The following is a 19958-nucleotide window of genomic DNA, read 5'->3' as shown; positions in this document are numbered from 1 at the left end:
TGTCTAAATTGTTGTTACGTTTTTTAGCTTAGGTTTAACACATCTTTCATAGAAAAAACACCCGTTTTTCCGTGAATCCATTCCGATGCGATTACTGCACCTAGGGCAAAACCCTCCCTATTGTGCGCTTCGTGCTTTATCTCGATTGTGTCCACAGAACTTTTATAAGAAATACTGTGGGTACCCGGTACCATACCCTCTCTGATGGATTTAATTGGAATGGTCTTATCTCCGGATTCGTCCAATTTCCAATTTGTATAGGCAGTATTCTCTATTACTCCTTCTGCAAGGGTGATAGCTGTACCACTGGGCGCATCCAATTTTTGGGTATGGTGGATTTCTTCCATGCCCACACTGTATTCTTGTAGCCCAGTCATCATTTTAGCTAGATGTTTATTGAGTTCAAAGAAAATATTTACCCCTAAACTAAAATTGGAGGCATAAATAAATGCGCTCTTGTTATTTTCACAAATGCTAACGGCATCGGAAAATTTTTCTAGCCAACCTGTTGTTCCGCTTATTACGGGTACTCTGTGCTTAAAACAATTTGTAATATTGTCAAAAGCAGCTTCGGGAGTGCTAAAATCAATGGCGACATCAATTGAATCATAATCTACGTTTTGAGTGCTATCGTCAACTCTTGCAACAATTGTGTGACCTCTATCTTGAGCAATCTGCTCTATCATCTTTCCCATTTTGCCATATCCAAACAAACCAATCTTCATACATCAAAATTTAATGACCAATGCCATGCCGTAGTTTGGACTATTGGTCAAAGGGTTTATATCTAAGTAAGGGTTGAAGTCGATAGTAAGATCATCATCGACATTGTATTGTTTTAAATGTGAGTCTACATTGGCATCAATAATGTTCAATGCATATAACGCTATAGAAATAACCAAAGCCAAATCTCTGTCCCTCTGCGTATTTTCCTGAGCTTCTTGAAGCGCATCGGAGGAAACATCTGGGCCACTTCCATCACCATTAATATCATAAAACTCATCATCGGTAAAACCTGCGAGCCTTCTTTTAAATGCGTTCCTTGCTCTACGATATTCAGTGTTGTTATACGAATACACATAAATTCCGGTCCCCAAAGCCCCCCAAACTATAGGAGCCTTCCAATAGCGCTTGTTGTATATCTGCCCCAAACCGGGGAAGATAGCTGAATAAAAAGCTGCTTTACTCGGCGCCAAAGGGTTGATGCTTTTTTTCTTGGAGACTTCTTCAAAGGAAACACCACTATCTTCCATATTCTGTGCAAGGGAATCGACCTCACTTACTTGAGGTTCTTTTGTATCACCTTTCTCTTCTTTTTCTTGAGAAAAGCTAATATGGAACAACAAAAATGCAAATAGCAATAAAAGGGGAGTTTTATTCACCAGTCAACAATTTTTTGATACGCTTGAAATCTTCCTCGGAATGGAAGGGTATCACAATCTTACCTTTCCCATTTTTCGATGCTGTGATGTCAATTTTAGTGGCAAGTCGTTCTTTAAGGGAATCCAAACTATCGGAAACAAATTCAGGTATGTTGTGAGTGCTTTTTTTGTTTTCAGAACCAGCGTTTTGTGGTTCTTTACGGTTTTTTACCAGTTGCTCGGTAGCTCTTACGGACAGGCCTTCGGAAACCACTTTTTCATATATGGCGATTTGATCCTTTTTCTTATCAATATTGATAAGAGCCCTACCATGTCCCATGCTTATAAAACCATCTCGCATTCCCGTTTGAATTATCGGGTCCAATTTGAGCAAACGCAAATAATTGGTGATGGTGGAACGTTTTTTACCAACACGGTCGCTTAATTTTTCTTGGGTAATTTCAATCTCATCTATAAGCCGTTGGTAAGACAATGCGATTTCGATTGGATCAAGGTCTTGTCTTTGAATATTCTCCACCAAAGCCATTTCGAGGGACTCTTGATCATTGGCAATTCTGATGTAGGCCGGAATGGTTTCCAGTCCAACCAACTTGGATGCACGGAACCTCCGTTCACCAGAAACCAACTGGAATTTGTTGAAATCCAATTTCCTGACGGTAATGGGCTGTATAATACCCAATTCTCGAATAGAACTGGCCAGTTCTTCAAGAGCTTCGTCGTTAAAATTGGAACGTGGCTGAAAGGGGTTGACTTCAATAGAATTAACATCCAGTTCTACCACATTGCCGATTACCTGATCTGCATTTTTATCGGAAACAGATTTAATATCATTTTCCGGATCTTTTAAAAGTGCTGATAGACCTCTTCCCAGTGCCTGTTTTTTAGTTGCTTTCGCCATTTAAACTTTCTCCTTGTTTTTTTTCAAAATTTCGTTGGCCAAATTCAGATAATTGGAAGCTCCTTTACTGCTGGCATCATATTTTATGATACTTTCGCCATAACTAGGGGCTTCACTCAATCTAACGTTTCTTTGTATAATAGTATCAAAAACCATATCTGCGAAGTGTTTCTTAACTTCTTCCACAACCTGATTGGAGAGGCGTAACCTAGAATCGTACATGGTCAACAACATTCCCTCGATATCCAAATCATTATTGTGTATTTTTTGAACACTCTTTATAGTATTTAATAGTTTGCCAAGTCCTTCCAGAGCAAAATATTCACATTGGATGGGTATCATTACCGAATCGGCCGCAGTCAGTGCGTTCAAAGTCAATAGCCCTAATGATGGAGCACAGTCAATTAGTACAAAATCGTACTTGTCCCCCAAATCCTTGAGGGCTTCTTTCATCATGTATTCCCTATTGTCCTTATCCACCAGTTCAATTTCGATGGCTACAAGGTCTATATGTGATGGAACCAAATCCACGTTTGGAGAATCTGTTGGGATGGTCACCTCGTTGATGCCCATGGTGTGTTCCAAAAGTTGGTAGGTGCCTTTTTCAACCGAGTCAACATCAACACCCAAACCAGATGTTGCATTAGCTTGAGGGTCGGCATCAATCAGTAACACCTTTTTTTCCAAAACACCCAAGGATGCTGCAAGGTTAACCGTAGTGGTAGTTTTGCCTACACCACCTTTTTGGTTTGCAATAGCAATTATCTTGCCCATTTCATAGTAAGTTAGGTGCTAAAAATACGATTATTTAAGATGCAATAAAATGTAATTTGTTAACAGGAGGTGAATAATAGGGGCAACTTACGTTAAAGAGCGTTAAATTTTTGTATCTACACTGTGTAAGTGCTCTAATCCAACAAAATATTGAGTATTTCTGTGGCCGCATCGGCTATTTTGGTTCCTGGACCATAAACCGCAACGGCCCCATTACTGAGCAGATGTTCATAATCTTGCTTTGGAATTACGCCACCAACAATTACCATAATATCCTCCCTACCATATTTTTTCAGTTCTTGAACTACTTCGGGAACCAAGGTTTTGTGTCCTCCTGCAAGTGAAGAAACTCCTAAAACATGGACGTCGTTTTCCACCGCCTGTTTGGCAACTTCGGTAGGTGTTTGGAACAATGGTCCAATATCTACATCAAAACCAAGATCTGCATAGCCTGTAGCGACCACTTTGGCGCCACGGTCATGCCCGTCTTGTCCCATTTTAGCAATCATTATGCGAGGCCTTCGCCCTTCTTGCTTGGCAAACTTGTCCGCTAATTTTTGGGCATTTTCAAAGCTTTCGTCGTTCTTTATTTCTTTTGAATACACTCCGGTAAAGGATTGAATTTTTGCTCTATATCGTCCAAATGCGGTTTCCATGGCGTCACTAATCTCGCCCAGGGTGGCACGCTGTTTGGCAGCTTCTACCGCTAAAGCTAACAAATTTCCACGCTCGGAGTCGTTTTCTGTGGCTTTTTTGGCGGTAATACGAATTTTTTCAAGTGCTTTTTCCACTGCTTTGGAATCTCTGGTGCTGCGGATTTGAGCTAGGCGTTCCATTTGTTGTTTACGAACCTTAGCATTGTCCACTTCCAAAATTTGAAGGTCATCCTCGTTGTCTAATCTATATTTGTTGACCCCTACAATAACGTCCTGACCGCTATCTATACGTGCCTGTTTTTTGGCAGCGGCCTCTTCAATGCGCATTTTTGGGATGCCTTTTTCGATGGCTTTGGTCATTCCGCCCAATTTTTCCACTTCTTGGATTAATTCCCAAGCATGTTCGGCAATCTCGTGAGTCAATTTTTCCACAACATGACTTCCGGCCCAAGGATCTACTGTTTTGGTAATATGGGTTTCCTGTTGTAAGTAAATTTGGGTATTACGGGCTATCCTTGCTGAGAAATCGGTGGGTAGGGCAATGGCTTCATCCAATGCATTGGTATGGAGGCTTTGGGTGCCTCCAAAAGCTGCGGCCATTGCCTCAATGGTAGTTCTGGCCACATTGTTAAAAGGGTCTTGCTCCGTTAGGCTCCATCCACTAGTTTGGCTGTGGGTACGGAGCATCAATGATTTTTGATTTGTTGGATTGAATTGACCGACCAATTTGGCCCAGAGCATTCGTCCTGCCCGCATTTTTGCAATTTCGGTAAAATGGTTCATGCCAATACCCCAGAAAAATGAGAGCCTTGGGGCAAATTCATCAATTTTTAAACCTGCTTTTATTCCGGTACGGATGTATTCAATGCCATCGGCCAAGGTGTATGCCAGTTCCATGGCTGCCGGAGCTCCTGCTTCGTGCATATGGTATCCAGAAATACTGATACTGTTGAATCTTGGCATGTTCTTACTGGTAAACTCAAAAATATCAGCAACAATTTGCATGGAAGGCGTAGGTGGGTAGATGTAGGTGTTCCGCACCATAAATTCCTTTAATATATCATTTTGGATGGTTCCTGAAAGTTGATCCATGGAAACACCTTGCTCCAGTCCTGCTACGATATAAAATGCCATAATCGGGATAACGGCTCCGTTCATGGTCATGGAGACAGACATTTTATCCAAAGGGATGCCATCGAACAGAATTTTCATATCCTCAATGGAGTCTATGGCGACGCCGGCCTTGCCCACATCTCCTACCACACGGTCGTTGTCGGAGTCGTAACCACGATGGGTGGGGAGGTCAAATGCCACGGAAAGTCCTTTTTGCCCCGCTTCTAGGTTTCTTCGGTAAAACGCATTGCTTTCCTCTGCAGTGGAAAAGCCAGCATATTGGCGAATAGTCCAAGGCCTGCGAACATACATGGTAGCGTATGGACCTCGTAAAAATGGTGAAATCCCAGCCGCAAAATTTTCATGTCCGTAAACGGTTGTAGCTTTACCTGAACTAGTAGCCAATTCCAGATGCTGAAGGTTTTTTCTACTCATCATTCAATCGTTTTTGTTCGGAGGTTTCGGCCAATCTTTTTTCAATTATGGGTTCAATGATCGTTTTTCTAGCTTTGGTCTTTACAAAAGGATAGAGTTCTAGGTCTTCCTTCATCCGATCTTGTGGGTTCTGATAGGTATTGGTTCCAAGAGAAATTATCTTCCCTTCATCAAAAAGCTGTTGTTCCTTTTCGGCACTTTCCTTGATTTTTCGTTGAACCATACCTTTTTTAAGACTGTCCAAAAAACCACCGGCTTTTTCAATCTGTTTAAAAAGCACCAAAGCTTTTTCTGCAAGTTGCTTGGTGATTGATTCAATATAATAGGCACCATCAGCAATTTGTGATGCTTCGGTAAAATGTCCCTCTTCTTTTAATAATAAGAGTTGGTTTCGAGCTATGCGTTCCCCAAAAGGATTGTCTTTGTGATAAATTGCGTCGTAAGGTAAATTACAGATTGTATCGGCCCCTCCTAATACTGCGGACATTGATTCTGATGTGGTCCGCAGCAAATTTACATTGTAATCGTACAAGGTTTTATTTCGTTTGGAAGGCACCGCTAGGATATTGCATTCACTTTTGATACCATATTCGGATGCTAGACTCTTCCATAGCCACCGTAACGCTTTTATTTTTGCTATTTCAAAGAAATAGTTGCTTCCAACGGCTACTTTAAAAGTGACCGCTGACAACTTTTCGATGCCACTCGAGGTAATATGATTTACATATTCGTTCGCGTGTGCCAAACCGTATGCCAATTGTTGTACCATATTGGCACCTGAATTTTGATATAGTGTGGTATCTACCCCAATTACCGGAATTTTCGAATTGCTCAAGGAGCATATTTCAGTAAATAGTTGATGGTCTTTGTCAAGGTTATGGTACCAATTGCCATCTTTGGCCAAGTGACCAATAATATCAATGTTCAAATGTGCTTTTGCATTGTTGTCTTTTAGAAGGGAAACCAGTTTTTGGATGGGCTCCAAGGCTAAAAAAGCAAAATTGAAATGAACTTCAGTGCTTTCCAAATTAAGACCAGATAACAACGCTTCAAAATCGGTATCTTCGTTTGGAATGACAAAAATTAAACTTTCCCCACCTTTTTCCACTACATCCAAAGCTTTGGTATTCGCTTTTTTGGTGTCACCAACATAAATGGATTGCCCTACTGACCACTTATGTCCTTTGTTAAGTGAAAAGGGAGGTATGTTCTCAATATCTTCGTTATTATAAAAAGGTTTTATGGTAATACCCTCCAAAGACTCCCAAACCAAGGTTTCGTTGTAGTCCGCACCCTTGAGATCAAACTGGATTTTTTGTTTCCACTGTTTGGCGGAAACTTCAGAAAATTCTTGAAAAAGACCAGTGTTATTCATCTTGTTTGTGCTTTAAACTATCTTCATATTCAATTAGGAAAATTTCTTCATTGTCCTTTTTCATGAAATATTTTTCACGAGCGAGTTTTTCCAGTTCATTTCCATCGGACATTTTTTTAAGTATTTCCTTGTCCTTGGCAATTTCATTTTTTAGAAATTCTTTTTCTTTTTCCAACTTATCGATTTCATTCTCCAGTTCCAAATGAATCATAAAAGAATTAGTGTCAAAAAAGGCCATCCAGATCACAAAAATAGTCAGCACCAAAATATAGGTGTTGGTCATGATCTTGAACCATTTCTTTTTTCTCAACGTTTTTAGACCCATGTTACGAAAGGTTATTGTTGATAATTGTTCTAACAACGTCCACGGCAACCGTATTGTAACGGTTATTTGGAATAATGATGTCTGCAAACTCTTTCGAGGGCTCAATAAATTGAAGGTGCATCGGTTTTACTGCAGTCTGGTACCTGGTGAGTACTTTGTCCAGGTCATGACCACGTTCCTTGGTGTCGCGTTGCAACCTTCTGATCAAACGTTCGTCTGAATCTGCATGTACGAATATTTTAATATCGAACATATCTCGCAATATTGGGTTGCTCAACACCAAAATACCCTCTACGATCATCACCTTTCGAGGATGGGTGGGGATTGTTTCTTCCATTCGTGTTTCTTCCACGAAGGAATAGATCGGAGTATCTATGGTTTTTCCCTGTCTTAACAGTTCAATATGTTGAATCAATAGATCAAAATCGATTGAGTTCGGATGGTCAAAATTTACCAAAGCTCTTTCTTCCTTGCTCATGTGAGAAAGGTCGTTGTAGTAAGAATCTTGTGAGATTACCCCCACCTCATCTTGGGGCAACTGCTCCACAATTTGGTTTACCACCGTTGTTTTACCGCACCCTGTACCTCCTGCAATCCCTAAGATCAACATAGTTTAAAATTTGTCATCAAAAATAAACAAATGAATTGGATACCCTAGTTGTCCAAAACACTACATAATTAGCGATTACCAGTAAATCAATTAATGATGATCGTCATAATTAATACTTCTCAATACACATAGCTTTGTATGGTTTTTAATGCATTAACCTTTATATTTATCAAGCTAATCAATGGAAATTTCAATTTATGAATGATTCATATTCGGTCAAGGTTGGGAGTGATTTTGACTTTAAACTTTCCAAGGACGACATAACTTTTCTGGATTTGATCAAAACAGGTGATCAAACTTTTCATTTGCTGAAGGATGGTGTGTCATATCATATTGCGATTCTGGATTCTGATTTCAACAAGGGCACTTATACTTTAAGTGTCAACGGAAGTGAATACCAAACTACGATTCAGACCCCAGTGGATGAACTTATCGAAAAAATGGGTTTTGCATCCAATGGAAGCAAAAATATAGACTCCATTACCGCACCTATGCCAGGATTGATCTTGGACATTTTGGTGGAAGAAGGACAAGAGGTGACTGAAGAAGATCAATTGGTGATTTTGGAAGCTATGAAAATGGAAAATATTATTACCTCTCCGCGAAACGGGCTAATCAAAAAGATTGGAGTGTCAAAAGGCGATACCGTTGATAAGAAACAATTGTTGATTGAATTTCAATAGAACAATATGAAAAAAGTATTGATTGCCAATCGAGGCGAAATTGCGATTAGAGTAATGAAAACCGCAAAAAAAATGGGCATTAGAACTGTGGCCGTATTCTCGGTTGCAGACAGGAATGCCCCACATGTGCAATTTGCGGATGAAGCCGTTTGCATAGGTGAAGCACCCTCTAGCCAATCGTATTTGCGCGGAGATAAAATAATAGAGATTGCCAAAAAACTCCACGTGGACGGTATTCATCCAGGATATGGGTTTTTAAGTGAAAACGCGGATTTTGCTGAAGCGGTGGAGAAAAGCGGTATTACGTTTATTGGTCCAAAGTCCAAGGCTATTCGGATCATGGGAAGCAAATTGGCAGCTAAGGAAGCAGTGAAAGCATACGATATTCCGATGGTTCCAGGGATTGATGAAGCCATTACCGACGTTGGCAAAGCCCATGAGATTGCCAGTGAAGTGGGTTACCCTGTATTAATCAAGGCCTCTGCTGGGGGTGGAGGCAAAGGTATGCGGGTAGTGGAAAAAGAGGAAGACCTGGAATCTGGAATGAAGCGCGCCATAAGCGAAGCAACCTCAGCTTTTGGTGATGGCTCGGTATTCGTAGAAAAATATGTGGCATCACCAAGGCATATTGAAGTACAGGTGATGGCCGATACCCATGGAAACGTGCTCCATTTTTTTGAACGGGAATGCAGTGTTCAAAGACGTCACCAAAAAGTAGTGGAAGAGGCACCTTCCGCTATTTTAACCCCTGAATTACGTGAGGAAATGGGAATTGCGGCCTGCAAAGTGGCCAAATCTTGTGATTATATTGGTGCTGGTACAGTTGAGTTTTTGATGGATGCCGACCATAATTTTTATTTTCTGGAAATGAACACCCGTTTACAGGTGGAGCATCCCGTTACTGAATTGATTACAGGCGTGGATCTTGTTGAATTGCAGATTAAAGTGGCCAGAGGCGAAGAACTTCCCATGAAGCAGGAGGATCTAAAGATTCAAGGGCACGCTGTGGAGCTTCGAGTGTATGCCGAAGATCCATTGAACGATTTTTTGCCCAGCGTGGGTAACTTGGAAACGTATCAATTGCCCGTTGGTGAAGGTATTAGGGTGGACAATGGTTTTGAAGAAGGAATGGATATTCCCATTTATTATGATCCAATGTTGTCCAAACTCATTACCTATGGTAAAACGCGAGAAGAGGCCATCGAACTAATGTTGGATGCCATTCAAAATTATAAAATAAAAGGGGTGAGGACCACATTGCCTTTTGGAAGTTTTGTGTTTGCTCATGAAGCTTTCCGGTCTGGAAATTTTGATACCCATTTTGTGAAAAATTATTATTCGCCAGAGAAAATCAAGGAACAAACGGCCAAAGAAGCTGAAGTTGCAGGCTTGATTGCACTTTATCAATTTCTTGAAGACAAAAAAATAGTACGATTACCTTCAAATTGAATCCTATGGATCCCAAAATAAAAGTATTACAAGAAAAAATAGCACTTGCCCATTTGGGCGGTGGGGAAAAACGTATTGAAAAGCAGCACCAAAAGAAAAAATTAACAGCACGCGAAAGAATACTATATTTTTTGGATGAAGGTTCATTCGAGGAAATGGGTATTCTAGTGACCCATCGCACTACAGATTTCGGTATGGATAAGGAAATGTATTATGGTGATGGTGTGGTAACGGGTTATGGTACGGTGAACGGACGTTTGGTATATGTCTACGCGCAGGATTTTACTGTTTTTGGAGGAGCACTTTCCGAGACCCATGCTGAAAAAATTTGCAAGGTGATGGACTTGGCCATGAAGGTAGGGGCTCCCATAATTGGTCTAAATGATTCTGGAGGGGCACGTATTCAAGAAGGAGTAAGGTCTTTGGGAGGGTATGCCGATATTTTTTATCGAAACGTGCAAGCTTCGGGTGTAATTCCTCAAATATCAGCTATCATGGGACCTTGTGCCGGGGGAGCAGTTTACTCGCCTGCCATGACGGACTTTACCATAATGGTAGAGGAAACCAGTTATATGTTCGTAACCGGACCCAACGTAGTGAAAACTGTAACCAACGAAACCGTGACATCGGAAGAGTTGGGAGGAGCGAGCACCCATGCTGTGAAATCCGGGGTGGCCCATAGAACCTCGGCCAATGATGCTACTTGTTTGGACGATATTCGAAACTTGTTGAACTATCTACCTCAAAACAATAAGGAAACCGCACCTTTGTTGCCCTATAAACTTGCTGATGAAACCAGAGAGGAACTGTCCGGTATTGTTCCCGACAATCCAAACAAACCTTATGATATGCACAATGTCATCAATGGTATTATTGATGCAGGTTCATTTTACGAAATCCATAAGGATTATGCCGAAAACATTATTACAGGTTTTGCTCGTTTGGGAGGTAGGAGTATAGGTGTTATAGCTAACCAACCGATGTTTCTTGCTGGAGTGTTGGATGTACAAAGTTCAAGAAAAGCAGCCCGATTTACCCGTTTTTGCGATTCGTTTAATGTTCCATTGCTGGTTTTGGTTGATGTGCCAGGGTTTTTGCCGGGAACTGATCAAGAATGGAGTGGTATTATTATGCACGGTGCAAAATTGCTATATGCGCTCAGTGAAGCTACAGTGCCAAGGGTAACCGTGATTACTCGAAAGGCCTATGGCGGTGCGTATGATGTGATGAATTCCAAGCATATTGGTGCGGACTTTAATTATGCATGGCCAAGTGCTGAAATCGCGGTAATGGGTGCCAAAGGGGCCAGTGAGATTATATTTAGACGAGAAATTGCGGCATCAGATAATCCAGATGCTAAATTGAAGGAGAAAGAAGCAGAGTATGCGGACAAGTTTGCCAATCCATATCGTGCAGCCCAGCGTGGATTTATTGATGAGGTAATTCTTCCAAAGAATACACGGAGCAAACTGTTGAAGACCTTTGCAATGTTGGAGAAAAAAGAAGTACAGACTCCTTGGAAAAAACATGGCAATATTCCGTTGTGATGGTATGTAAGTACATTTGGAAAGTTTATTTAATCACAATAATCTATCCCTGTTTTAAACATAACATTAAACCTTTCATAAAAGCTTTACCGATCCGTTGGGTATGCCTAATTTTGCCGGATGCAAAAAACAAATCAAAAACCCAATTTTGAATTTGTGGCCATGATGGCCGCCTTAATGTCCATAGTTGCCTTGGCTATAGATGCTATCTTGCCCGCTATCTCTAATATTGGGCAAGCTATCAATAGCACGGATTCAAGGGATAATCAATTGTTGGTTACCATGATTTTTTTGGGTCTTGGTGTTGGTCAATTGTTCTTTGGCCCAATATCGGATAGTTTTGGAAGGAAACCAGTGGTATATGTAGGTTTTTCTATTTTTTTAATGGCAAGTGTGATTTGTTTGTATGCATCATCGTTGGAAATAATGGTGGTTGGAAGAATTTTGCAGGGAATAGGGCTTTCCGCACCTCGCACCATCTCCATTTCCATTATTCGAGATACGTATAAAGGTGATTATATGGCCAAAATAATGTCTTTTGTAGTGGCATTTTTTATTCTAGTTCCAGTTGTGGCGCCTGCCATAGGAAAATTGATTTTGGATGCAGCTGGTTGGAAGGCCATTTTTTATGTACAAATGTTTTTTGTTCTTATCGTGGCAGCCTGGTTTTGGAAAAGGCAGAAAGAAACGCTTCATCCAGAATATAAAATCCGGTTTACTAGACACGTATTTGTTGATGGTTTAAAGGAATTTGTAAAATACAAAGAGACGGTTGCGTTTACATTGACATCAGGAATGGTTACAGGAGCATTTTTAGTTTATTTGAGTTCTGCTCAACATATTTTCGAAGACCAATACGCCCTAAAAGAAATGTTTCCCTACATCTTTGCAGGACTTGCGGTTTCAATAGGACTTTCCACATTTTTGAACGGAACTTTGGTAATGCGTTTTGGAATGCGAAAACTGTCTTTAATGGCTACTATTGTGTTTTGTTTGGTGGCCGTGACATACTCCATTCTGTTCTTGGATGCTCCCAATCCGAGCATTTATGTTTTAGTAGGATTTTTATCCGTACAGTTTTTCTGTCTAGGCTTTATGTGGGGGAATTTTCGCTCTATTGCCATGGAGCCCATTGGCCATATTGCAGGAATCGGAGCAGCCATTAACGGGTTTGTATCAACATTGCTATCCATACCTATTGCAACTTTTATTGGTGAGTTTGTAAAAGATAGTGTTTGGCCCTTATTTGCAGGATTGGCAATTTGTGGTCTTTGTGCATTGGCTATTTTTCTTTTGGTAAATAAACCCAAAAGAAAGCGAGTGGTTACGACTTAAGTTACTTCTGGAAAAAAAACTTCACCACTACAGGAATCTGATGTTGCACCAGTAACTGATTTTAGTACATTGTTTTTCCCTTCCAATCGGAGCACGCCCATTAACGCAAAAACGAGTGCTTCTTTATAGGCGACCAATGTTTTATTGGGAATTGTAACCTCAATACTAGAGCCTAATTTAGTTAGAAGCGTATCCATAAAAAACTGATTTAGTGCACCACCTCCAGTAACCAAGAGTTTACTGTTGGATTTACTTTTGTTTTTATACTGGTGCACTGAAATAGCAATTTGCTCACAGTTATGATGAATAAATGTATGTAATAGGTCTTCGTTTGGAATTTTGGCAGCCTTAATTAAAGGAGTAATTTCTGAAGTGAACCATTCATAACCCGTGGATTTAGGGTGGGGCAGTTGGTAATACTCCAAGCTATTCAATTTAGTAAATAAATTATGATCTAATTTTCCCGAGCGGGCTAATTTTCCATTGTTATCATAGGGCAATCCCATTTTATGGGTGATATAATTAAGGGGCATATTGGCCAACCCAATGTCATAAGCAATGCGTTCACCATTCTTATCAAACGAAATATTGCTGATTCCTCCCAAATTCAAACAAAAATCATACTCATGGAACAGAAGTTTGTCACCAATAGGCACCAAAGGCGCTCCTTGTCCCTTTAGGGATACATCTTTGGTCCTGAAGTCGCACACCACTTGCTTGCCCGAAGTATTTGCTAGAAGTTGCCCATCTCCTAGCTGAAAGGTGACCCCATCAACCGGTCTATGATGGGAGGTGTGTCCATGGCTTGCTATAAAATCAACGTCCTCTCCCAATTCTTCCAAAAAGTTCTTGGTTTGTTGTCCCAACCAAATACCATAATCTTTGTGGAGTAGCGCATGCTGTTCTTCGGAAAGATGAATCGCATTTTTAAGATGTTCCCTCATTTCATCGGAATAGTTGATTTCCGAAGTGTTTTTAATAGAGAACTTCCATTGGCCGTTTTCTTCACAAAAATGGCAATAGGCCATGTCCAACCCATCCAAAGAGGTTCCGGACATAAGACCCAAGACTTTAAAATGTTTCATAGTGGTGCTCCATAAAAGTTAAAGATTTTCCTTTAATTTTCGGATTCGACCATAACTTTGCTCAATTCTTTTTTCTGAAATCTTACCTGTTTTGACCAATTTTAGAATATGGTCAATCGCTTTTTTTCCAATTTCTGGATCAAACGGAATTTCTTCGCAATTATTTTCATCATCGGGACATGGCGCTGCATTGTTGGAGAACAGTAGAACGTCTACCCCTGCATTGATTGCTTTCTCAATGGCTGTTTCAAAATCATAAAAATTTGAAATGGCTCGCATTTGCATATCGTCTGAAATAATGACCCCATTGAATCCAAAGTTCTTACGGAGTAAGCTGTCAATTATCTTGGGAGATAGGGTAGAGGGAAGGGTGTCAAGCTTTTCGTTAAATACGTGCGATGTCATAATGACCTCAAGCAAACCTTCATCCACAAGCGTTTTATAGGGTGTTAATTCAGATTTGTCCCAAGTTTGGGTTACATCAGCCATCCCTCTGTGGGTGTCGTTTTTGGAGCTACCATGACCGGGAAAATGTTTGGGAACACATAAAACACCCTGATTTATATGCTCTTCAATAAAAATTCTACTGTTGTCTATCACAATTCCCACCGAATCCGAAAAGCTTCTTTCTCTCATTCCAATGATTGGGTTTTCCGGATTGATGTTGATGTCCATTACAGGCCCAAAATTCATGTTGATGCCAAGGGATGCCAATTCCTCGGCCATTTTTTTTGCCCAAGATTTGGTTGAATCAGGTTTGTTCAGCTGACCAATAACTTGATGTGATTCATGATGTTGAAAACCATTTTCTGAACTTAGTCGGGTAACCAACCCTCCTTCTTCATCAATGGATATCAATAATTTTGTAGAATCTATCGCTTGCAGATCTTGGTTCAGTTTTTTGAGCTGTGAAGGCGAGGTAACATTTCTTTCCAGGTTTTCCCTGGATGGAAGATCCCTGCTGTAAAGCACCACACCACCAATATGATGATCACCGATCATTTTATAAATGGCGTCATTTTTATTGATGGCAGTTCCTCTAAACCCTACCATAATCATTTGTCCAACCTTTTCTTCCAGCGATATTGTCTCCCCGGTCTTTTTCTCTTTCTTATGAGAGCATGAGGTGAGCAGAATTGGCAAGCTGATGCATATGATGGTACTTAACTTGAGTAATTTCATAATGATTTGGATTGGCCCAAAAAATGGTTCCGTCTATACGAATATAGTAGGTTTTATGCGAAATGATATCGCACAAAGCCTTCCATGGCCTCGTACTCTGCCATTCCAAGTTCATTATATCTGTTTGCTGTGTCCTTGTTTCTTTGTTCGGCACGTTGCCAAAATTCGCGATCATCATTTCCTGGGAACATAGCGCTGTCCTTTTGTGATTGGTGCTTGAATATAGCATTGATTTTTCGAGCCATATCTTTGGGTCCAATGGGTACGGCCATTTCAATATCGGCAATATCCCATTCCTGCCAAGCGCCCCTGTACAACCATACATAGCAGTTTTTTAACCAATCCACCCTGTCTTCCTTCAATTTTTCGAGTGCTTTGAATATTATTTGAAGGCACACCCTGTGCGTGCCATGAGGGTCGGATAAATCCCCGGCTGCAAAAATTTGATGCGGTTTTACTTCGTTGAGTAGGTCGTAAGTGATCTGAACATCTTCATCGGAAATAGGTTTTTTTCTTACTGTTCCTGTTTCATAAAACGGTAGGTTCAAGAAATGGGCATTATCTTCGGATACTCCACAATATCTGCATGCCGCTAAAGCTTCTCCTTTTCTGATAAGACTTTTAAATTGCTGTACTTCCAGATTGTCCAAATCTCCAGGTTTTTTATTGGCTAAAAACTGGCGTACTTCTTTGGTTCTCTTTTGGAACTCCTTATTATCTTTTTGAACATCGGAAGCAAAATCCATAAATCGTATCACCTCATCATCAAAGACCGATATGCTTCCCGAAGTTTGATAGGCAATGTGAACTTTGTGTCCTTGATCCACCAATCGTAATAAAGTGCCTCCCATAGAAATGACATCATCATCGGGGTGGGGACTAAAAATCAATGATGTTTTTGGGTGGGGTTCTGCTCTTTCCGGCCTTTGGCTATCATCTGCATTAGGCTTTCCACCCGGCCAACCAGTTATAGTGTGTTGTAAATGATTGAACACTTTGAGGTTGATTTGTTCTGCGGAACCAATTTCTGCAATGAGGTTACCCATTCCAAATTCGTTGTAATCTTCATTGGTCAATTTAAGAATGGCTTTACCAAGTTTTTCTGACAACCAAATAGTAGCGGTTTTAATCAACCTATCGTTCCATTCACATTCTGTTGCCAACCAAGGGGTTTTAATCCGGGTCAGTGAAGAAGCTGCAGCTTTGTCCAGTATAAAAGTGCAATTTTCGTGGTGTTGGAGAAAAGTAGCGGGCACAGACTCTTTTATTGCCCCTTCAACAGCTTGTTGTACAATACTCGATTTTCCTTCTCCCCAGGCCATAAGTATCACTTTACGGGCGTTCATTATAGTGCCCACTCCCATGGTAATGGCTCTTTTGGGAACATTTTCCTCTCCAAAGAAATCGCTTGAAGCATCTAATCTGGTAACACTATCTAAACGAATTAAACGCGTTTTACTATTCAATGTGGAACCCGGCTCGTTAAAACCAATATGTCCGGTTCTTCCAATGCCTAGAATTTGGATATCTATGCCACCTACATTTTTTATCTTTTCTTCATAATCTTCACAATATTTTCTCACTTCATCCATGGAGAGGCTTCCATCCGGAATGTGGATGTTGTATGGTTCAATATCAATATGATTGAACAAGTGTTCATTCATGAATTTTACATAGCTATGGATAGAATCCGGTTCCATTGGAAAGTATTCGTCCAAATTGAAGGTGACCACATTTTTAAAGCTCAATCTTCCTTCCTTGTAAAATTGGACTAAATAATCATACACTTTAATAGGGGTGGATCCTGTCGCAAGTCCAAGAACAGCTTTTTTTCCCTGATCTTGTTTTTGTTTGATTAGACTGGCGATTTCATTGGCCACGTACCATGATGCCTGTGGAGAGTCCTGATATATTTGGGTATTGATTTTTTCAAACTTTACAGTTTCATAATCCACAGGTTCTATTTTTATATTGTTATCCGCTATTTCTTGCATTATTTAATGATGTAAGTTGATTTTTGGATGTAAATATATTAATAAACCGCATTAAACTGCAACAATTATGCTGTTTATTGCAGTGTTTAAGAAAATATAACATTGTTTTAAAGCAACCAGTATTTTCTGGAATTGTTTTCTACTTTTGAATTTAAATGAAACTGATTTCTAATGTTAAAGGAAGAAAGGCAACACGCCATAGTAAATGAGGTGGAATTGCATAATAGGGTCTTGCTAACGGATTTAGCGGAGAAACTGGATGTTTCCATTGATACAGTGAGGCGTGATGTAAAAGAGCTTGATGCAGAAAATCTGCTGGTCAAAGTACATGGAGGGGCAGTTTCGTTGGGCTTTGCGAATCATAGTCCCCAACGAAGTAATGTATATGCCCAGGACAAAAAAATGGTCATTGCTAAAAAGGCCATGACCCTTCTTAAGATGAATAGTGTTATTTTGATTGATGGAGGTACAACTTGCTTGGAATTAGCTAGATTATTGCCCCAAAATATAAAACTCACGTGTTTTACCTTGAGTTTACCAGTGGCCATGGAGTTGCTGGGCAAACCCAATATAGAAACCATATTTATTGGAGGAACACTTTCAAGGGATTCCCAGATTTCTATGGGATCCAGTGCTATCCACGCTTTGTCACAAATAAAAGTGGATTATAGTTTTATAGGAACAGGCTATGTGGATGTTGAGTTTGGGTTGACAGAATTCGACTGGGATATTGTGCAGACAAAAAAAGCTGTCATAAATGCATCAAAGAAGACGGTGCTTCTATCTATTTCTGAAAAACTAGGTTCCCAACATCGTTTTAAAACATGTGATTTGAATGTAATAAATACCATGGTTACAGAGTTGGAGCCATGGGATGAAAAACTCGATGCATTTAAAAAATTGAACATACATATATTATAATATAGTGGCAGAAAAAAGGATTAAGATTACGGAGGAACCATCTAATTATGATAGATTGGATGAAATGGATACTTTGGAAATTGTAGCCAATATTAATAATGAAGATAAAAAAATTGCGGATGCAGTTGAGTTGGTTTTGCCCCAAGTGGCCCAGGTAGTGGATGAAACAGCAAAACGTTTTGAAAAAGACGGTAGATTATTTTACATCGGTGCCGGTACCAGTGGTAGATTAGGTATACTGGATGCCTCCGAAATACCACCAACTTTCGGTATGCCATATGACAGAGTCATCGGTCTCATTGCAGGAGGAGATCAAGCGATACGGAAAGCCGTGGAATTTGCGGAAGATGACTCCGATCAAGCGTGGAAGGACCTACAGGAATATCAGGTCAATAAAAATGACGTATTGGTGGGTATTGCTGCTTCTGGGAGTACACCGTATGTATTGGGAGGAATCGCTGATGCCAAAGATAACGGGCTTCTTACAGTTGGGATTACCAACAACCCTGGGTCACCTTTGTCGGAAGACGTTGATATTCCCATAGAAATCAATGTAGGACCTGAATTTTTGACCGGAAGCACCCGGATGAAAAGCGGAACTAGTCAAAAATTAGTACTTAATATGATTTCAACAGCTTTGATGATTCGCGTAGGCAGGGTAAAAGGGAATAAGATGGTAAACATGCAATTGAGCAATACCAAATTAGTAGATCGGGGCACGCGCTATATTATGGAAGAACTTGGTCTTACTTATGACGAAGCCCAAAAAATGCTGATAAAGTACGGTTCTGTGAAGTTAGCCATCGATGCGATGAAATAATATAGGTCTTCTAGACTATTTTGGATTTAATCGGTAAATTCCCTTCCCTTCAATACCAACATATATATATCCATCGGGTCCTTGGCGTACATTTCGAATACGCCCCATCCCATCCAGTAATTTTTCACGGTAGACCACTTTATTATTTTTTATTTCCAAGCGCTCCAAATATTGGAAAGCCAATGACCCCACCAATAAGTTACCCTGCCATTTTGGATACTTATCAGAAGTAACAAAGCTCATTCCGGAAGGCGCAATGGATGGTGTCCACTGATAAAGAGGTTGTTCCATTCCGGGTTTGGCAGTTTCATCCGTAATCTTAGTACCACTGTAATTAATACCATAGGTTATAACAGGCCATCCGTAGTTTTTACCTTTTTCTATGGTATTGATTTCATCCCCACCCCTAGGTCCGTGCTCATGTTCCCAAAGAACGCCCGTTTCTGGATGTAAGGTCAATCCTTGAGGATTTCGATGACCATAGCTGTAAATGGCTTTTTTTGCACCAAGCTCATCTACCAATGGGTTGTCAGTTGGAATACTGCCATCATCATGTAAGCGATAAATTTTTCCACCATCCCTCGTAATATCTTGTGGATTAACATCTCTATTGCCTCTATCCCCAATAGAGAAGAATAAAAAACCATTATTGTCAAACTCAAGACGTGATCCAAAATGTTGCCCTCGGGTTGAATTTGGAGTTGCTTTGTATAGTAATTCTTGGTTCACGAGCTTATTATCCGATAGTTTTGCACGCATTATGGTAGTATTTCCACCTTTTTCATCACCTTCCATCGAAGCGTAAGAAAAATAAATCCATCCATTTTCATTATAATCAGGGTGTAGTTCGATATCCATTAAACCACCTTGACCTCGATTGTAAACTTTTGGTGGATTTTCGATTGAAGTTGCCATTCCAGATTTGATGAGTATCAACTTTCCGGACTTTTCAGAAGCTAAAATTACGTTGTCTGGCAAAAAAACCATGCCCCAAGGATTTTGGATATCCTCGAATACAAGTTCTGTTGTAAAATCGAGTGTTTTGGGAAGATTTATGCCCTTGTCGGTGGTTTGGGCGCATGATGTACTAAGCAGTACAACGAAAAAATAAGGTATCAGGAGACTATTTTGCATAATTTTACGTTCAAATAACATATTTAACGGATAAACGACTTTTTTTATGGTCGTGTGATTAAGATAAAGAGAAATTTTATAAGAACAGAAAATTACTATAAAAGAATATTGAGGTCCCAAATCTGAATATTCTACTTAACAAGACTTAACCTATGCTCCCACAAAAAACAAGACATTTGCTATATGTCGTGTTGTTGGTGTTCATATCAATCTTCGGTTCCACGGTATTAGCAAAAACTC

General features: G+C 40.1%; 18 protein-coding genes. 6 read left to right on the top strand and 12 right to left on the bottom strand.

From position 1 onward, the window contains the following. Nucleotides 1-23: 23 nt before the first annotated feature. The 8 genes from dapB to udk form a co-directional block, all read right to left on the bottom strand. Complete coding sequence (gene dapB / locus MWU56_RS05825; protein WP_247042937.1) at nucleotides 24-725, bottom strand: 4-hydroxy-tetrahydrodipicolinate reductase; 702 nt, start codon at nucleotides 723-725, stop codon at nucleotides 24-26. A gap of 3 nt (nucleotides 726-728) precedes the next feature. Next, the gene (locus MWU56_RS05820) at nucleotides 729-1382 is read right to left on the bottom strand and encodes a DUF5683 domain-containing protein (RefSeq protein ID WP_247042936.1); all 654 of its coding nucleotides are present in this window, start codon (nucleotides 1380-1382) and stop codon (nucleotides 729-731) included. Beyond that, the gene (locus tag MWU56_RS05815) at nucleotides 1375-2280 is read right to left on the bottom strand and encodes a ParB/RepB/Spo0J family partition protein (RefSeq protein WP_247042934.1); all 906 of its coding nucleotides are present in this window, start codon (nucleotides 2278-2280) and stop codon (nucleotides 1375-1377) included. The genes MWU56_RS05820 and MWU56_RS05815 overlap by 8 nt, the downstream gene beginning before the upstream one ends. Then, nucleotides 2281-3054 (bottom strand): ParA family protein, encoded by a 774-nt coding sequence (locus MWU56_RS05810; protein WP_247042932.1) that lies wholly within the window; start codon nucleotides 3052-3054, stop codon nucleotides 2281-2283. Between the two features lie 134 nt (nucleotides 3055-3188). Beyond that, complete coding sequence (gene scpA / locus MWU56_RS05805) at nucleotides 3189-5258, bottom strand: methylmalonyl-CoA mutase (protein ID WP_247043707.1); 2070 nt, start codon at nucleotides 5256-5258, stop codon at nucleotides 3189-3191. Further along, a complete protein-coding gene (locus tag MWU56_RS05800; RefSeq protein WP_247042930.1) occupies nucleotides 5251-6633 on the bottom strand; it encodes a methylmalonyl-CoA mutase subunit beta in 1383 nt (460 codons plus the stop codon). The genes scpA and MWU56_RS05800 overlap by 8 nt, the downstream gene beginning before the upstream one ends. Continuing rightward, nucleotides 6626-6958, bottom strand: a complete 333-nt coding sequence (locus tag MWU56_RS05795) for an FtsB family cell division protein (protein WP_247042928.1) — start codon at nucleotides 6956-6958, stop codon at nucleotides 6626-6628. The genes MWU56_RS05800 and MWU56_RS05795 overlap by 8 nt, the downstream gene beginning before the upstream one ends. A gap of 1 nt (nucleotide 6959) precedes the next feature. Beyond that, nucleotides 6960-7568, bottom strand: coding sequence for a uridine kinase (udk, locus tag MWU56_RS05790; RefSeq protein WP_247042927.1), 609 nt, complete (start codon nucleotides 7566-7568; stop codon nucleotides 6960-6962). Between the two features lie 197 nt (nucleotides 7569-7765). On the opposite strand from udk, the gene MWU56_RS05785 reads away from it, so the two are divergent. The 4 genes from MWU56_RS05785 (at nucleotide 7766) to MWU56_RS05770 (ending at nucleotide 12582) form a co-directional block, all read left to right on the top strand. After that, nucleotides 7766-8251: an acetyl-CoA carboxylase biotin carboxyl carrier protein subunit gene (locus MWU56_RS05785; RefSeq protein ID WP_247042926.1), complete on the top strand. Its 486-nt coding sequence runs from the start codon at nucleotides 7766-7768 to the stop codon at nucleotides 8249-8251. A 6-nt stretch (nucleotides 8252-8257) separates the two neighbouring features. Continuing rightward, entirely contained in the window at nucleotides 8258-9700 is a 1443-nt protein-coding gene (accC, locus tag MWU56_RS05780; RefSeq protein ID WP_247042925.1) for an acetyl-CoA carboxylase biotin carboxylase subunit, read from the top strand. 5 nt (nucleotides 9701-9705) lie between these two features. Further along, complete coding sequence (locus tag MWU56_RS05775; RefSeq protein ID WP_247042924.1) at nucleotides 9706-11247, top strand: acyl-CoA carboxylase subunit beta; 1542 nt, start codon at nucleotides 9706-9708, stop codon at nucleotides 11245-11247. A 120-nt stretch (nucleotides 11248-11367) separates the two neighbouring features. Further along, a complete protein-coding gene (locus tag MWU56_RS05770) occupies nucleotides 11368-12582 on the top strand; it encodes a multidrug effflux MFS transporter (RefSeq protein ID WP_247042923.1) in 1215 nt (404 codons plus the stop codon). Here the strand turns inward: MWU56_RS05770 and MWU56_RS05765 are convergent. Genes MWU56_RS05765 through nagB form a run of 3 tightly spaced genes read right to left on the bottom strand, consistent with a single transcriptional unit; the run spans nucleotide 12579 to nucleotide 16843 of the window. After that, nucleotides 12579-13667: an anhydro-N-acetylmuramic acid kinase gene (locus MWU56_RS05765; protein WP_247042922.1), complete on the bottom strand. Its 1089-nt coding sequence runs from the start codon at nucleotides 13665-13667 to the stop codon at nucleotides 12579-12581. The two genes, MWU56_RS05770 and MWU56_RS05765, sit on opposite strands and share 4 nt — an antisense overlap. An 18-nt stretch (nucleotides 13668-13685) precedes the next feature. Beyond that, the gene (locus MWU56_RS05760) at nucleotides 13686-14849 is read right to left on the bottom strand and encodes a glycoside hydrolase family 3 protein (RefSeq protein WP_247042921.1); all 1164 of its coding nucleotides are present in this window, start codon (nucleotides 14847-14849) and stop codon (nucleotides 13686-13688) included. A 53-nt stretch (nucleotides 14850-14902) separates the two neighbouring features. Continuing rightward, the gene (gene nagB, locus MWU56_RS05755) at nucleotides 14903-16843 is read right to left on the bottom strand and encodes a glucosamine-6-phosphate deaminase (RefSeq protein WP_247042920.1); all 1941 of its coding nucleotides are present in this window, start codon (nucleotides 16841-16843) and stop codon (nucleotides 14903-14905) included. 171 nt (nucleotides 16844-17014) lie between these two features. Here nagB and MWU56_RS05750 point away from each other — a divergent pair, with 171 nt between their 5' ends. Then, nucleotides 17015-17764: a DeoR/GlpR family DNA-binding transcription regulator gene (locus tag MWU56_RS05750; RefSeq protein ID WP_247042919.1), complete on the top strand. Its 750-nt coding sequence runs from the start codon at nucleotides 17015-17017 to the stop codon at nucleotides 17762-17764. A gap of 4 nt (nucleotides 17765-17768) precedes the next feature. Then, nucleotides 17769-18584, top strand: a complete 816-nt coding sequence (gene murQ, locus MWU56_RS05745) for an N-acetylmuramic acid 6-phosphate etherase (protein ID WP_317236514.1) — start codon at nucleotides 17769-17771, stop codon at nucleotides 18582-18584. Nucleotides 18585-18599: 15 nt separating this feature from the next. Here murQ and MWU56_RS05740 read toward each other — a convergent pair whose 3' ends face one another. Then, on the bottom strand, nucleotides 18600-19718 hold the full coding sequence (locus MWU56_RS05740) for a PQQ-dependent sugar dehydrogenase (protein ID WP_247042918.1): 1119 nt from the start codon (nucleotides 19716-19718) through the stop codon (nucleotides 18600-18602). Between the last annotated feature and the right edge of the window lie 240 nt (nucleotides 19719-19958).

The sequence above is a fragment of the Allomuricauda sp. F6463D genome, from assembly GCF_023015965.1.
Taxonomy (GTDB): Bacteria; Bacteroidota; Bacteroidia; order Flavobacteriales; family Flavobacteriaceae; genus Flagellimonas.
The sequence above is the reverse complement of the archived record's forward strand: the minus strand, read 5'-3'. Positions and strand labels throughout refer to the sequence as shown.

Coding starts and splice junctions, on each gene's coding strand:
- MWU56_RS05765 (WP_247042922.1), bottom strand. CDS start 13,667: ATGAAACATTTTAAAGTCTTGGGTCTTATGTCCGGAACCTCTTTGGAT.
- accC (WP_247042925.1), top strand. CDS start 8,258: ATGAAAAAAGTATTGATTGCCAATCGAGGCGAAATTGCGATTAGAGTA.
- MWU56_RS05750 (WP_247042919.1), top strand. CDS start 17,015: ATGTTAAAGGAAGAAAGGCAACACGCCATAGTAAATGAGGTGGAATTG.
- MWU56_RS05760 (WP_247042921.1), bottom strand. CDS start 14,849: ATGAAATTACTCAAGTTAAGTACCATCATATGCATCAGCTTGCCAATT.
- dapB (WP_247042937.1), bottom strand. CDS start 725: ATGAAGATTGGTTTGTTTGGATATGGCAAAATGGGAAAGATGATAGAG.
- MWU56_RS05775 (WP_247042924.1), top strand. CDS start 9,706: ATGGATCCCAAAATAAAAGTATTACAAGAAAAAATAGCACTTGCCCAT.
- nagB (WP_247042920.1), bottom strand. CDS start 16,843: ATGCAAGAAATAGCGGATAACAATATAAAAATAGAACCTGTGGATTAT.
- MWU56_RS05740 (WP_247042918.1), bottom strand. CDS start 19,718: ATGCAAAATAGTCTCCTGATACCTTATTTTTTCGTTGTACTGCTTAGT.
- MWU56_RS05810 (WP_247042932.1), bottom strand. CDS start 3,054: ATGGGCAAGATAATTGCTATTGCAAACCAAAAAGGTGGTGTAGGCAAA.
- scpA (WP_247043707.1), bottom strand. CDS start 5,258: ATGAGTAGAAAAAACCTTCAGCATCTGGAATTGGCTACTAGTTCAGGT.
- MWU56_RS05770 (WP_247042923.1), top strand. CDS start 11,368: ATGCAAAAAACAAATCAAAAACCCAATTTTGAATTTGTGGCCATGATG.
- MWU56_RS05785 (WP_247042926.1), top strand. CDS start 7,766: ATGAATGATTCATATTCGGTCAAGGTTGGGAGTGATTTTGACTTTAAA.
- MWU56_RS05815 (WP_247042934.1), bottom strand. CDS start 2,280: ATGGCGAAAGCAACTAAAAAACAGGCACTGGGAAGAGGTCTATCAGCA.
- udk (WP_247042927.1), bottom strand. CDS start 7,568: ATGTTGATCTTAGGGATTGCAGGAGGTACAGGGTGCGGTAAAACAACG.
- MWU56_RS05795 (WP_247042928.1), bottom strand. CDS start 6,958: ATGGGTCTAAAAACGTTGAGAAAAAAGAAATGGTTCAAGATCATGACC.
- MWU56_RS05800 (WP_247042930.1), bottom strand. CDS start 6,633: ATGAATAACACTGGTCTTTTTCAAGAATTTTCTGAAGTTTCCGCCAAA.